Source organism: Thermodesulfobacteriota bacterium, from assembly GCA_040756475.1.
Taxonomy (GTDB): domain Bacteria; phylum Desulfobacterota; class Deferrisomatia; order Deferrisomatales; family JACRMM01; genus JBFLZB01.
Genome location: JBFLZB010000125.1, coordinates 1 through 13,690 on the forward strand (window position 1 = coordinate 1; position 13,690 = coordinate 13,690).

At 70.8% G+C, this 13,690-nt stretch carries 10 protein-coding genes; 1 reads left to right on the forward strand and 9 read right to left on the reverse strand.

All coding sequences use genetic code 11. From position 1 onward, the window contains the following. From AB1578_16215 to AB1578_16255, 9 genes are all read right to left on the reverse strand, one after another. Positions 1 to 3,181, reverse strand: a 3,181-nt coding sequence (locus tag AB1578_16215; GenBank protein ID MEW6489447.1) for a DNA methyltransferase, incomplete at its 3' end; no start/stop codon positions are given. Between the two features lie 326 nt (positions 3,182 to 3,507). Continuing rightward, positions 3,508 to 3,837 carry a type II toxin-antitoxin system RelE/ParE family toxin gene (locus tag AB1578_16220; protein MEW6489448.1) on the reverse strand — a complete coding sequence of 110 codons (330 nt, stop codon included), beginning with the start codon at positions 3,835 to 3,837 and terminating at the stop codon, positions 3,508 to 3,510. Further along, on the reverse strand, positions 3,837 to 4,112 hold the full coding sequence (locus tag AB1578_16225; protein ID MEW6489449.1) for a type II toxin-antitoxin system Phd/YefM family antitoxin: 276 nt from the start codon (positions 4,110 to 4,112) through the stop codon (positions 3,837 to 3,839). Before AB1578_16225 ends, AB1578_16220 begins: the two co-directional genes overlap by 1 nt. Before the next feature lie 87 nt (positions 4,113 to 4,199). Next, positions 4,200 to 6,602 (reverse strand): ATPase, T2SS/T4P/T4SS family, encoded by a 2,403-nt coding sequence (locus AB1578_16230; GenBank protein MEW6489450.1) that lies wholly within the window; start codon positions 6,600 to 6,602, stop codon positions 4,200 to 4,202. Further along, positions 6,599 to 8,050 (reverse strand): ATP-binding protein, encoded by a 1,452-nt coding sequence (locus AB1578_16235; protein MEW6489451.1) that lies wholly within the window; start codon positions 8,048 to 8,050, stop codon positions 6,599 to 6,601. Before AB1578_16235 ends, AB1578_16230 begins: the two co-directional genes overlap by 4 nt. Continuing rightward, positions 8,047 to 8,703, reverse strand: a complete 657-nt coding sequence (locus AB1578_16240) for a GTPase domain-containing protein (GenBank protein MEW6489452.1) — start codon at positions 8,701 to 8,703, stop codon at positions 8,047 to 8,049. The genes AB1578_16235 and AB1578_16240 overlap by 4 nt, the downstream gene beginning before the upstream one ends. Before the next feature lie 114 nt (positions 8,704 to 8,817). Then, positions 8,818 to 10,110, reverse strand: a complete 1,293-nt coding sequence (locus tag AB1578_16245) for an HD domain-containing phosphohydrolase (protein ID MEW6489453.1) — start codon at positions 10,108 to 10,110, stop codon at positions 8,818 to 8,820. Further along, positions 10,107 to 10,826, reverse strand: coding sequence for a response regulator (locus AB1578_16250; protein ID MEW6489454.1), 720 nt, complete (start codon positions 10,824 to 10,826; stop codon positions 10,107 to 10,109). Before AB1578_16250 ends, AB1578_16245 begins: the two co-directional genes overlap by 4 nt. After that, the gene (locus tag AB1578_16255; protein MEW6489455.1) at positions 10,823 to 12,904 is read right to left on the reverse strand and encodes an ATP-binding protein; all 2,082 of its coding nucleotides are present in this window, start codon (positions 12,902 to 12,904) and stop codon (positions 10,823 to 10,825) included. Before AB1578_16255 ends, AB1578_16250 begins: the two co-directional genes overlap by 4 nt. A gap of 221 nt (positions 12,905 to 13,125) precedes the next feature. On the opposite strand from AB1578_16255, the gene AB1578_16260 reads away from it, so the two are divergent. Further along, a partial coding sequence (locus AB1578_16260; protein MEW6489456.1) for a response regulator occupies positions 13,126 to 13,690 on the forward strand: 565 nt, incomplete at its 3' end.

The following is a 13,690-nucleotide window of genomic DNA, read 5'->3' on the forward strand; positions in this document are numbered from 1 at the left end:
AGGCCTCGAACACCGCCGCGTCCAGCTCGTCGTGGAGCTCGCGCAGTACCGACACCAGCCCCTGCTCGTGGATCGCGCGCTCGACCGCGGTCAGCCCCGTCTCTCGTAGGTCGGGGCTCGCCCCGACGCCGGTTGCCGCAGGGCTCGGTTGCGGCGGGGCGAGCCCCGCCCTACGGAGCTTCTCCAGCATGTTGTACATCTTGGTGAGGGTGAGCCCCTCGTGGAGCGCCTGCTGGCGCTTGCGGTGGGCATCGAGCCGCTCGGCCAGGTCGCGGATCCGATCCGGTAGGGCGCTCTCGCCGAGAGCGCCGGAGCCCTGCGGACGGCTCGGCGAGCCGTCCCTACCCAGGGCCGGGAAGGGGAAGGGGTCGAAACATCGGGACTTGACGTAGACAGGGTCGTTGCCGACCCCGAGGCGGCCGCCGGCAGCGGTCGCCCAGACCACGTGAACCCGGCTGGAGAGGACTCCGAGCCAGTACGCGTCGCCAAGAGCTATCGCGACCAGTTTGTTGTCGGGGCAGATCGAGGCGTCCAGGAACACGAAGAAGCGGTGCCTGGAGGTCTCTGCGGTGGCAATATAGCGCGGGAGACCACCAAGGGCTTTCCGGAGCTCTGGCCTCGGCTTACCGAAAAGCCACCACAACTCGGCGTAGCCGTCTGCGTCCTTGGTCCTTCCAGCGTTGGCCCGACGCTCCGGTTGCACCCGCTCGTGCACCCACTGGTACACCTCCGGATAGCACTCCCGCACCTGCTCCGCAGTGAGCCCGAAGAGGTCGATGACCATCACGCCACGGGCTCGCTGATTCAGGTCGCGGCCGTTCAAGTAAGGGCGGATGTGGTTCTCCAGGCCGGGAATCCGTCCCAGGCCCAAGGCGCGCGCTTCCTCGGGCGTTACGATGAAGCCCGCGCCGTGTAGTTTGACCCCGGGTGACGAAAGGCCGTCGTTCGCCGTCAAGGGAATGGCCGCCGCCACATCGGCGCCGCAGGTCAGGTTGCTTCGAATCTTGCCCCACACCTCCGACAGGAGGACCGCGGCTTCGCTTCGGTCCTCCCGGACTACCTCATAGACCGAGCCGGGTCGCTCTCCCGCCTCGGCCACGGTCATGGCGATTCGGACGTCGGCGCCGTCGGCGCTGTCCACCCAAGGGTGGTCCGGGATGGCGAAAACCAGGGAGAGGGGCTCCCGGGCTTCCAGGTGCCGCTCCAACACCCGGCGGGCGAACACCTGCCGGAGGCTGTTGGTCGTGATGAGGCCGAACCGCCGCAGGGCTCCCGCCCGGGTCAGCTCCGCCGCGTGGTCCCACCAGTACAGCACGTAGTCCGCGGACTCGGGGACCTCCGGATGCGCCTCGCGCAGCGCTTCTGTGTACCCGTCCCCCAAGGCCGTTCGCATGCGCCAGTTGCCGATGAAGGGCGGGTTCCCGACCACGAAGTCCGCCTCCGGCCACTGGGCCTTCCTGGGGTTCACGTAGCGCACCACGGGCACCCGGGCGGTCTCGTCGGGCACGAGCTGGCCGGTGGCGGGGTGGGGCTTCGTGGTCTCGCCGTCCCAGCGGGTGACGGGGTTGCCCGCCTCGTCCAGCACGGGCTCGGTGCGGTCCCACTCGAGAACCGCGTCGCGGCACGCGATGTTGTGGAAGACCCGGAGCACGGGCTCGGGGGGCATCACCCGGCCCCGGGTGCGGAAGTGCCACTGGAGGTAGCCGATCCACAAGACCACGTCGGCGATGGCCGCGGCCCGGGGGTTGACCTCGATGCCCAGGAGCTGGTGGGGGTCGACGGTGAGGCCGGCCAGATCCAGGCCCATCTGGCCCTCGCCGAGCTCGTGGAGGGCGTTTAGCACCTCGCCCTCGAGGCGTTTCAGGTGCTCCAGGGCCACGTAGAGGAAGTTGCCGCTGCCGCAGGCCGGGTCGAGCACCCGCACCGCGCACAGCCGCCGGTGGAAGGCCCGCACCTCGTCCCGGGCCTCCTTGAGCCGGCCCTGGTTGGCCAGGGTGACCGCGGCGGCCTGGGCGGCCTCCCACTCCTCGCGCAGGGGGTCCACCAGGGTGGGCACCACCAGACGCTCCACGTAGGCCCGGGGGGTGTAGTGGGCGCCGAGGCGGTGGCGCTCCACGGGGTCCAGGGCCCGCTCCAGGAGGGTACCGAAGATCGCCGGCTCCACGCTCTTCCAGTCGGCCCGGGCGGCCTCGTGGAGCAGGCGCAGTTGTTCGGCCGTGAGCGGCAGGGCGCCGCGCTCGGCAAAGAGGTTGCCGTTGAAGCGCAGCACCTTGTGCTTGAGGATCGGGGCGAAGCCGCCGGTCTTCATGGACTCCCACAGGGACTCGGCGATCAGGGGGAAGAGGTCGGGTTGCTCCCGGGCCTCCTCCAGGAGCCGGGTGAAGGAGCCTGAAGGCAGCAGATCCACGTCTTCGGAGAACATGGTGAAGACGCAGCGCATGAGGAACGACGCCACGTCGTGGGGCTCGTGGCCGGCCTCCTCCAGGGAGCGGGCGAGGGTGGCCAGGCGCTCGGCCACCTCGCGGGTGACCCGGACGCTGGCCCGGGCGGGGTCCAGCGAGCTCGGGTCGAGCCATACGGCCCGCAGGCGGGCACGCACGTCGTCGTGCTCCAGGTCGGCCAGTCGGATACGGAAAGTGCGGGCGTCGGGGAAGGGCAGGTAGCGCTTGCCGGTGCCGGTGAAGTCGCTGAAGAGCTCCACCACGTGGCCCACGTCCACGACCACCAGGAACGGCGGCCAGCCCTCGCCGCTGGGCAGGGCCTTGGCGTACTGTTCGGCCTGGCCCCGGGCGGCCACCATGGCCGCGTCCCAGGCGCCGGTACCGCGAACCGCCGTGCCCCGGCGGGCGGGCCGGGTCGGACCCGTCTGACGCGTCGGACCGGTCGGACTGGCCAAGAGGCTCACCCCCTGCTTGGCTTCCAGCACAAAGCAGCCCCGCCGGTAGAGGTCGATGCGCCCGAGGCTCTCGGTGCCGTCGGGGTTGGCGAAGTGCACGGTCTTCTCGAAGACGTAGGCGTTTCCCGCTTCGTCGGGAAGCGCGGGGTCGGGGCGGGGAACCTGGAGGACATCGCAGAGCTCGGCGAGGAAGAGCTGGTAGTTGGCGCGCTCGGCCGCGCCCGAGGCGCGCCAGCGGGTGACGAAACGGGAGACTTCGGGGGCGGGCGCAGCGCTCTCGATCATGGAGCGCTCCTATCATGGAGCGGCGATGAGGGTCAATTGCGGCCACGGGGAGAGCCCTGCGCGGCCACATCACCCTTGTAGGAGCCGGCTCCTGCCGGCGATCCGGCCAAAGGCCGGTCCGGAGCGGCCCTGCGGGGCCGCATCGCCTGCGGGAGCAGGCTCCTACCGGGGGCAATCCCGCCTGCAGTCGGTTGGGACGGCCGAAGAGCTGCGGGGAGGTGAGGCGCGGCGCTGGGCGCAGCTACGGTGCAAGTTGTGCCGAGGCGGGAGGCAGGGTCAAGTCCTCGTACACTTCGGCCATGGAGGGGGACTCCCTGCATCTACGGCTATCCGGCTTGCACCAGCCGGCGCTCCAGCAGGGCCTGCATGTCTCGGCGCCCGTCGGCAATCATGAGAACGTAGACGCCGTCGCCGAGAACGCGGTAGATGATGCGGTAGGGTTTGAAGAAGATCTCCCGATACTCTCGGATGCCCAGGGCGAGCAGTTCCCTGGGAAAGGCTCCCCGATGCGGATTCTCGGAAAGCGTTGAGAGGGCCTCCTGAATTTTGTCGAGCACATGATCGGCTTTGCCCGGCACGTCATGCGCTTCGATGTAATCGTACACGTCCTCCAGGTCTTGGCCCGCATCGTCGGTCAAGAGTACCCGGAACGACATCAGCGAGCTTTCCTCCGCTCACGAAGCTCCCGGACGACTTCACCTGCGGGCCGAACCCTGCCCTCTTCCACCTGGCGTGTTCCCAAAGCCAGAATCTTCAGCAACGCCATCGTTTCTTGGGTCTGCTCGTAGCTTTCGATGTCCTGTAGGACCGCCTTGGCCTGGCCGTTTTGGGTGATCACAAGGGGCGATCTGCCGTCCGCCAGACTTCGCACGATGTCTGCGGCGTGCGCCTTCAGGTAGCTGATTGGTTTGATCTGGCCGGAGAGCCTCATGCCGTCGTCTCCTCTGAGAGTGGACCAAATATAGTCCTGGAACGGCACCACCTACAAGCCTGCCCAAGAACGGGCGCTGCCGCCGTCTCACCCGGGGACGGGCCCGCCGTTGGCGGGGGCGGCGCAGGCGGGGCAGAAGGACCAGGCGGGGGCCAGGGGGCCGGCGCAGGCGGGGCAGGTGCGGCGAAGGAGCGCGCCGCAGGCGGTGCAGGCCAAGTGGTGGAGCTCGCCGGGGTACCCGCAGGCGGGGCAGGGGCGGGTGGCGCGGCCCTGGGGGCCCAGCACCCGCAGGATCTCCTCCAGGGTGGTGAGCCCGCCGGCGGCCTTGGCGAGGCCGTCTTCCAGGAGGGACCGGAGGCCCCACTCCCGGGCGGCCTCCCGGAGCTCCCGCTCCGACGCGCCCCCCCGCACGAGCTCGCGCAGGGGATCGCTCATCTCCAGGATCTCCGTGAGGGCGAGCCGCCCCCGGTACCCCGACCCGTGGCATTCCTCGCAGCCGCGGCCCGCGGGCGCCGGTCCGGCCCAGCCCGCACCCAGGTCGAGCTCCGCCAGGACGGCGGGGTCGGGATCGGCCCAGGCGGTGCACGCTGGGCATAGGCGCCGCACCAGGCGCTGGGAGACGATGGCGTGGAGCGCTGCGGTGATGACGGCCCGGTCGAGCCCGAGATCCAGGAGGCGCACGACCGTGGCGGCGGCGGAGTTGGTGTGGAGGGTGGAGAGCACCAGGTGCCCCGTCAGGGCCGCGTGGAAGGAGACCTGGGCGGTCTCCAGATCCCGGATCTCCCCCAGGAGGATCACGTCCGGGTCCTGGCGGAGCACGGAGCGCAGCACCGAGGCGAAGTTCAGGCCGATGCGCTCCTTCACGTACACCTGGCCCGCCTGCTCCAGGTAGTACTCCACCGGGTCCTCGATCGTCACGTAGTTCTTCCGGGGGTCGAAGGACTCGGCGAGCAGGGCGTAGAGGGTCGTGGTCTTTCCCGACCCCGTGGGGCCGGTGGTGAGCACGATCCCCTGGGGCCGCCGGGCCAGCCGGCGCAGGGTCTCGGCGTCGCCCTCGCCCAGGCCGAGCTCCGAGAGCCGGCGCACGGCGGCATTGCGGTCCAGGATCCGGAGCACCACCTTCTCCCCCTGGATGGTGGGCAGGGTCGAGACCCGCAGGTCCACGATCTTCCGGGCGGTCTTCACGGTGATGCGGCCGTCCTGGGGGCGGCGGCGCTCGGCGATGTCGAGCTCGGCCATGATCTTGAGGCGGCTCACCACCGAGAGGTGGATCGACGGGGGCACCTGGATCTTGTCGGTGAGGAGCCCGTCGATGCGGTAGCGCACGGCCACGTGCTTGGTGCGGGGCTCGATGTGGACGTCGCTCGCCCCCAGGCGCACGGCCTCGGCCAGGATGGCGTTGACGATGCGGATGGCCGGGGGCTGGTCCTTGGAGCGCAGGAGCGCCTCCAGGTCCTCCTCCCCCTCCTCCTCCAGCACCACCTCCACCGCGTCCAGGGGGTCGTAGGCCGCCACGAGATCCGCCATGCTCTCGGCGGCGGAGACTTCGCCGAAGACCTCGTCGATCTTGGCCTGGAGCTCCGAGGCCCGGACGAGCACCGGGGAGACCTCGAGGCCGGTGATGAAGGCGAGCTCGTTGAGCTGGTAGTGGTCGGTGGGGTCGAGCATCGCCGCCACGAGCTTCTTGCCCTCCACCCGCAGGGGCAGGATGCCCGCGTCCTCGCAGGTGCGCCGGGGCAGGAACGCGAGCACCTCCTTGGGCACCCGCCACTCGGGCAGGCTCACCACGTCGAGCTTGAGCTCCCGGACCAGGGCCGAGACGATGGCGTCCTCGGTGACGAGCTTCAGGCTCAGGAGCGCGCGCACGAGGTCCGTGGAGCCCTCCCGCTGGGCCTTGCGGGCCCGGGCGAGGTCGGCCTCGGCGATCACGCCGTGGCGCACCAGGAAGCGGCCGAGCTGGCTCCTATTGGCCTCGGCGAAGCGCCGCAGATTTCGAATCTCCCGCTCCTTGGAGCGGTCGTCCTCCTTCAGCCGCCGGTTCTCCTGGATGAGGTCGTACTGCTCCAGGGCGAGCGCCACCGTGATGCGCAGGTCCTCGTCGTTCCACGGCTTGGTGATGAACTTGTAGACCGCCCCCTCCTTGACCGCCCCCATGACGGCGTCCACGTCGGCGTGTCCGGTGAGCATGATGCGGATGGCGTCGGGGTGCTCGTCCTTGATGCGCTTGAGCAGCTCGGCGCCGGTCATGCCCGGCATGCGGTGGTCGGAGATGACGAGCTGGGGGGGCCGGTCGCCGTCGAAGTGCCGCAGGGCCTCCTCGCCGGTGGCGGCGGTGCGGATCTCGTAGTTCTCCTTCCGGAAGATGCGCTGGAGGGCCCGCAAGACGTTGGGCTCGTCGTCGACGAAGAGGAGCCGGTAGCGCGCCGGGGGCGCCTCGGGCGGGGGCGCCGCCCCGGGGTCCTTGAGGAAGAGGTTCGCCAGCCGGCTCAAGGGAGGTCCCCAACCGGGAGGGTCACCCGGAAGCGGGCGCCCCGGCCCGGCTCGGAGAAGACCTCCGCCCGCCCCCCGTGGGCCCGGGCCACGTCGCGCACCACCGCCAGGCCCAGCCCCGCCCCCTCGCCCACCTCCTTCGTGGTGTAGAAGGGGTCGAAGAGAAGCGGCAGGCACTCGGGCGGGACGCCGGGGCCGTCGTCCTCCACCTCGAACCAGGCTTCGCCGCCGGGGCTCTTCCCGCAGGCCAGGCGCACCCGGGTGCCCCCCTGGGCCGCCGCCCACAGGGCGTTCTCCAAGAGGTTCCAGAGGGCCTGGTGGAGCGCCGCGCCGTCGCCCACCACGAGGACGGGTTCGGAATGCTCCTCTATGGACAAGGCCACCCCGTCTGCCGCCCGGCCGGCGGCGAGCCGGGCCGCGGTGTGGAGGGATTCGCCGAGGTCGACGCGGCCCCCCTCCACCCGATCGACCCGGCTGAAGTCCTTGAGGTCCCGAACGATGCGGGAGACCCGGTCGGCGCCCTCCCGGGCCTCGTCCAAGAGCGCGCGGAAGTCCTCCAGCAAGAAGCCCAGGTCCACCGAGCGCGAGGCCTCCCGGAGCCGGGCCGGGTCTTCGTCGGCGTCGCCCTCGACCATCCCCCTCGCCGCCTCCAGGACAGGAAACAGATCCTCCAGGTACTGCCGGGCCGTGCCCAGGTTCCCGGCCACGAAGGCCAGGGGGTTGTTGATCTCGTGGGCGATCCCCGCGGCGAGCCGGCCCACGCTCGCCTGCTTCTCCCGGAGGTACGCCTCGCCCTGGGCCCGGGCTGTCTCTTCCGCCGCGGCCTGGACCCCCCGGGAGAGGTCCTCCACCAGGAACTGGAGCTGGGCTTCCGAGTCCCGCAGGCGCTGGTTGGCCTCGGCGAGCTCCCGCTGGCCGTCCTCCACGGTCTCCAGGTGCAGGGCCGAAACCATCCGGCGGGCGGTCTCGGACCGGATGATCCACTCCAGGCTCTCCCGGAGAATTGGCAGGAGCGCCCGCACCGTCCCCGGGCGGACCCGGGCCAGGGCTTCCCCGGCCGCACCCCAGGGGCGCCCAGCCTCCAGGCGGGGGCCCAGGACCAGGAGCCCCACGGGGTCGGCCCCGCTCCAGAGGGGCGCGGCCCGCCAGGTGAAGCCGGAGGCTTCCCGCTCCTCGCTCCCCCCGGGGGCCCGGCCCAGGGCGTCGAGGTCGGCACACCACGCGGCCGCCGCCTCGGCGAGGGAGGCGCGGAGCGCTTCCCCCAGGGAACCCTCCAGGGGCAGGCGGCAGGCACAGAGCTCCCCCGAGGCGCCGGTCACGGCTGCCCCGATGCCCAAGCTTCGGCAGACCCCGGCAGCCCAGCCGTCGAGCTTGCGGGGGTCGAGGAGCTCTCCGAGCGCGACCTCCCGGTCGAAGGGCCCGAGGCCCGGGGCGGCCGCCAGGCTCACGGCGCAGCTCCGGAAAAGACCCCCGCCACGAAGGACGCCGCGGGCACGCCCCACCGGGACGCGAGCCCCATCTCTGCCTCCAGGGCGCCGTGGAGCCCCCGGAGGAGCTCCTGGAAGGTTTCGGCGACGCCTGCGCCCCGGAGCGCCGAAGAGAAGACCACCGGCACCCCCGCCGCACCCCAGCGCTGCCGCACCTCGGCTTCGGGCACCACGTCGGGGAGGTCGCGCTTGTTGTACTGGACCACCAGGGGGAGCCGGTCGAAGGCGAGCCCCACCCGCCCCGCGTTCTCCTCGAGGTTTCGGAAGCTCTCGAAGTTGTTCGTGGACTGGGAGAGCTGGCTGTCGGCCACGAAGGCCACGGCGTCGGCCCGGCTGAGCACGGCCTTTCGCGTGGCGTCGTGGGCCACCTGGCCCGGCACGGTGAAGACCTTGAGGCGCACGGTGAGCCCCCCCTCGGCCCGGAAGCGAAGCGGCAGGAGGTCGAAGAAGAGGGTGCGGTCGTTCTTGGTGTCGAGCACCAGGAGCTCCCCCGCCGTGCGGCCCTGGAGCCGGTCGTGAAGCGCCAGGAGGTTGGTCGTCTTTCCCGAGAGGGCAGGCCCGTAGTAGACGACCTTGGCGGTCAAGGTGCGGGTCTGTTCGTCGAAGTCGGACATGGGCCGTTGCGCGTTGCTCGTTGGAGGTTGCGTGTTGGGGGCGGCCCCGATCGGACCGATCCGACCGATCCGACGGATCCGACCGATCGGACACCGCCCCTCACTCTTCACCCGTCACGCGCCCCTCACCACATAGGCGTGCGGGTCCGTGGGATAGAGGGCGGTGAAGGTGCGGATCTTCTCCAGGTAGCTGGGCTTCAGAGGCTCGTCCCGGGGGACCAGCAGGATGCCCGACTGGGTGCGCAGATCCCGGGAGAGGACCATCCCTTCCTGGAGCTCCCCCAGGGGAACCTTCTTCTCCCGGGAGGCGTCGTAGGTGTCGTGGCGCTGCTCCAGGGCGTCGAGGAGCGCGTTGTAGACCGCCCCGTCGAAGTGGCGCCCCACCTGCCGGTCCATGGCCTCCAGGGCGAGCTTCTCCTGGGGTCCCTTGCGGGCGCCGCCCTTGGTGTAGTGGTCGTAGGCGTCGAGCACGCGGATGACCCGTGCCCCCAGGGGGATCGCCTCTCCCGCGAGGCCGTCCGGGTAGCCCGTGCCGTCGCAGTGCTCGTGGTGGTGGCGCACGATGGCCGCCACGTCCGCGAGCCCCTCCACCACCTGGAGCTGGCCCTGGCCGAGCACGGGGTGGCGCATCACCTCGTCGCGCTCGGTGCTCCCGAGGTGGGCGGGGTCCTTGAGGAGGAGCGCGTCCGGGAGGGCGAGCTTTCCCAGGTCGTGGAGGAGCGCGGCGATGATGACGCGCTGGGCGGGAACCCCCGAGAGGCCCAGGCGCGCGCACACCGGCTGCACCAGCCCGGCCACTCGCCGGCAGTGGGCACCCAGCGCCTGCTGGCGCAGGTCCAGGAGCCCCGCGAAGGCCTTTACCGTGGCCAGGTTTTGCTGGCGCAGGCTCTCGTTGAGGTTCCGCGCCTGATCCAGCGCCGCCCGCAGCTCGGCGGTGCGTGCCTCCACCTTTCGCTCGAGCCCCTCGTTGAGCTCCCGGAGCTCCTCGTTCTGGCGCGCCACCTGGGCCTGGAGGGCGGCATGCTCCCGCTTGAGGTCCAGGTCGGCCAGGGCGTCGGTGACGACCCCGAGGAGCCCGGCGTCGTCCCAGGGTTTGGGCAGGAACCGGTACACCCGGCCTTCGTTGATGGCCTGCATGGCCGCCTGCATGTCGGCGTAGCCCGTGAGCATGATGCGCAGCGCGTCGGGCTGCACCCGGGCCGCGGCGGCCAGGAGCTCCGCCCCGGTCATCCCGGGCATGCGGTGGTCCGAGACGATCAGGGAGACCGGGCGCTCCTCGAGGAGGCGCAGGGCGTCGCGCCCGCTCGACGCGGTCAGGATCTCGTGGCCGAGGCGGTGGAAGAGGCGCCGCAGGGCCCTGAGGATGTTCTCCTCGTCGTCCACCAGGAGCAGGGTGTGGGGGGTCATCGCTCCTCCCAGAGCACGTGCGCCGTACCCTTCCACGAAAAGAGAGCCACGGGAGAGGACGGCCCCATCCGCACGGCCGTCCGCCTCCTCTCCTGCAAGCCGGCCCCGCCCGCCTCGTCCGGGCCGCCGCCGGTGCCGAGGAGGCGGTGCCCTTCGCGGTTGGCCAGGGCGAGCGCGCCGTCCTCCCCGAAGACCGCCACGCCCACCGGGAGCCCGTCCAGGACGAGCCGGGCCAGGAGATCGCCGCGGGCGCCCTCGGTGAGGCTGCGGTTGATGGCCTCGAGCTCGTCGCGCTGCGAGCGCACGGTCTCCTGGAGGCGCTCGTTCTCCCTGCGGAGCCGGACCACCTCTACCGCTTCGCGCACCGCCTCCCGGAGCACGCCGTCGTCCCAGGGCTTGGTGAGGAACTTGTAGATGGCCCCCTGGTTCACGGCGTCCAGGACCGCCTGCACGTCGGTGTAGCCCGACAGGATGAGGCGGATGGCGTGGGGCCACCGCCGGCGGATCTCCTGGAGGAGCTCCACCCCGGTCATCCCGGGCATGCGCTGGTCCGTGACCACCACGTCGAAGGGCCCTTCGGTCTCCCCCCGGGCCAGGGCTTCCGCGCCGGACCCGACGAAGGCGAGCTCCCAGGGCTCCTTGCGGAAGAGCCGGCGCAGCGCCCGGAGGATGTTCTCCTCGTCGTCCACGAAGAGCACGCGCAGGGGCTCGGTCACGGCGGCGCGTCCTTCCCGGCAGCCCCCCGGAGAACCTCCTTGGGCGGCGTCACGGGAAGCGCCACGCGAAACGTCGTCCCCACCCCCACCTGGCTCTCCACGCGGATCTCGCCCCCGTGGCTGCGCACGATGTTGGTCGCGATGTGGAGCCCCAGCCCCGTGCCCTGGCCCGTGGGCTTGGTGGTGAAGAAGGGGTCGAAGATCCGCTTGAGGGACTCGGGAGCCACCCCCGTGCCGGTGTCGGCGATGGAGACCACCACCCGGTCGCCGTCGGCCCGGGTCCGCAGGGTGACGGTGCCCCACTCGGGGATGGCGTGGGCGGCGTTCACCAGGAGGTTCATGAACACCTGGTTGACCTGCTGGGGCCGGCAGAGCACCTGGGGAATCTCCCCGTAGTCCCGCACGACCTCGCACTTGTACTTGAGCTCGTTCCACGCGATGTTCAAGGTACTCTCGAGACCTGCGTTGAGGTCCGCGCGCTCCCAGTCCTTTGCGTCCGGATGGCTGAAGGTCTTGAGGTCTGCGACGATCTTTCGGATGCGCTCGGCCCCCTCCCGGCACTCGGAGACGATGTCGCCCGTGTCCTCCAGGAGGAAGTCGAGCTCGAAGCGGTCGCGCGCCTCCCAGTAGGCATGCCAGGCAGCCACAGGGTCCTGCCTGCCGGCTCGGACGTCCTCCCCAATGCCGCGAATGTGGCCGGCGCACTGCGCGAGCTCTCCCGCGTGCTCGGCGAGGCGGTTGAGGTTCGAGAGGATGAACCCCACGGGGTTGTTGATCTCGTGGGCCACCCCGGCGGCGAGCTGGCCGATGCTCGCCATCTTCTCCGACTGGAGGAGCCGGTGCTCGAGCTCTCGCTCGGCCGTCACGTCGCGGTAGCGCCCCACCACCGCTTCCACCCGCCCTCGCTGGAACATGGGGAAGAAGTTGACGCTGTAGATGGTCCCGTCGGGGGTGCGCAGCTCCGACGTCACGGGCTTCCCGGTCTCGAACGCCCTGCGGGCCCCGCAACGGTCGCACCCCTGGCCCACCGGCCCGACGATCTCGCGACAGGGGCGGCCCAAGACTTCGCCGAAGGGCTTTGTCACCATGCGGGTCAGCCCCCGGTTTGCCCGCACGATGCGCAGGTTGGGGTCCAGTACGAAGGTGGGGTCCGTGATGGAGTCGAAGATTGCCTCGATCTCTTGTTTGGCCTGAAAGACTTGGACCTCCAGATTCTTCTTGTCGCTGATGTCCAGGAACGAGGCGACGCAGCCTCCGGCCCTGCCGCTCGCGGTGGGCACCGCCTCGCAGGACCAGAGCACGGTGCGTCGCAGGCCCCAGGGGTGGATCATGTCCACCTGGCGGTTGCTGCAACCCGGCCCACGCGTGCCCTGCGCAAAGCATTCTTCCATTCGGCACGGTAACCCGGCGTCGGCGACGCGGAGCCCCAGGAGCTCCTCTTCCCGCCGGCCCAGAATGCGGGTGGCTGCCTCGTTGACCCGGCAAACCACTCCGTGGCCGTCCAGCACGAGAACCCCAGCCGGCAGGGCCCGCAGCACGCCCTCCAGGGAGGCGTTGGCGGCGGCCAGGTCTCGGCCCTGGGCCTCCACGAGCCGCTCCATCTCCTCCCGGAAGCGGCGGTTCTCCTCGCCTCGGCGGCGGTAATCGAAGGCGTCGCACACAGCTTCGCGCAGGCGGTCCGCGGGGAAGGGTTTCACCAGGAAGCGAAAGGCCCTGGCCTGGTTCAGGGCTTCTTCCGCGATGCGGGTGTCGACCATTCCGGTGTACAGGATGCGCACCGTATCGGGGCTGACGTCGCGCGCCCGCTCCAGGAGCTCCGTGCCGCTGATCCCCGCCATGGCGTGGTCGGTGACGACCACGTGGACGCCGCCCCGGGCCAGGATCCTCAAGGCTTCTTCGCCGGACTCGGCGGTGAGCACTTCGCAGGCCAGGGACTGGAGCATCCACTTGCAGGTGTCCAGCACGGCAGGTTCGTCGTCCACGAGGAGCACCCGGGGGCGGGTCTCGCCGGGGTGAGGGCTCGGTGGCTCGTCACGGGCGCTGGGCGTCGCGGGGGCAACGGCTTCGGATGGGTTCATGTCCGGGGCTCGGGTCTCCGGGCGGGCTTGTGCGCCGATTGGGTTCAAACTGCAACCGGGGTGATCTTCGGGGTGCGTCTCCCCGTCCGCCATCCTTTCGGCAGGTTGGGGAAAAGGGTTGAGCGCGGGCTCAAGCCTCGACGTTTCCGGCCGATCTGTGGTGAGAGGTTTCCGCATCGCGCTTCCGTCGGCTTGTGCAGGGGTCCCCTTTGGAAACGACCGTGCTCTTCGTGGACGACGAGTCCAACATCCTCCACTCCCTTCGGCGCCTCTTCCGGCACGAGCCCCTCCGGGTGCTCCAGGCGTCGAGCGGGGAGGAGGCCCTGGGGCTCCTGCGCGACCACGACGTAGCGGTGCTCGTCTCGGACAACCGGATGCCGGGGATGGGGGGCATCGAGCTCCTGGCCCGCGCCGGGGGCGCGTCGCCCGACACGGTCAAGATCCTCCTCACCGGCTACGCGGACCTGGAGACCGCGCTCGCGGCCATCAATCGGGGGGAGGTCTTCCGCTTCGTGACCAAGCCCTGGGAGGACGGGGAGCTCAAACGGGCGGTCGCGGAGGCCGTGGAGCGGCACCGGCTGGCCCGGGCCCTGAGAGACGCCGACGAGGGCAAGCTCCTCTCGCTGGCCCAGGCGATCGAACTCAAGGACGCCTATACCCGGGGCCACTGCGACCGGGTGGCGCTCTATGCCCTGCGCATTGTCGAGGGCCTGGCGCTGGGCGATGACCTCAAGTGCCAAATCCGGTATGGCAGCTGGCTCCACGACTGCGGCAAGATTGGGGTGC

Excerpts from the sequence above, each read along its gene's own strand:
- AB1578_16220 (MEW6489448.1), bottom strand. The coding sequence starts at position 3,837 with ATGTCGTTCCGGGTACTCTTGACCGACGATGCGGGCCAAGACCTGGAG.
- AB1578_16225 (MEW6489449.1), bottom strand. The coding sequence starts at position 4,112 with ATGAGGCTCTCCGGCCAGATCAAACCAATCAGCTACCTGAAGGCGCAC.
- AB1578_16240 (MEW6489452.1), bottom strand. The coding sequence starts at position 8,703 with ATGTCCGACTTCGACGAACAGACCCGCACCTTGACCGCCAAGGTCGTC.
- AB1578_16245 (MEW6489453.1), bottom strand. The coding sequence starts at position 10,110 with ATGACCCCCCACACCCTGCTCCTGGTGGACGACGAGGAGAACATCCTC.
- AB1578_16255 (MEW6489455.1), bottom strand. The coding sequence starts at position 12,904 with ATGAACCCATCCGAAGCCGTTGCCCCCGCGACGCCCAGCGCCCGTGAC.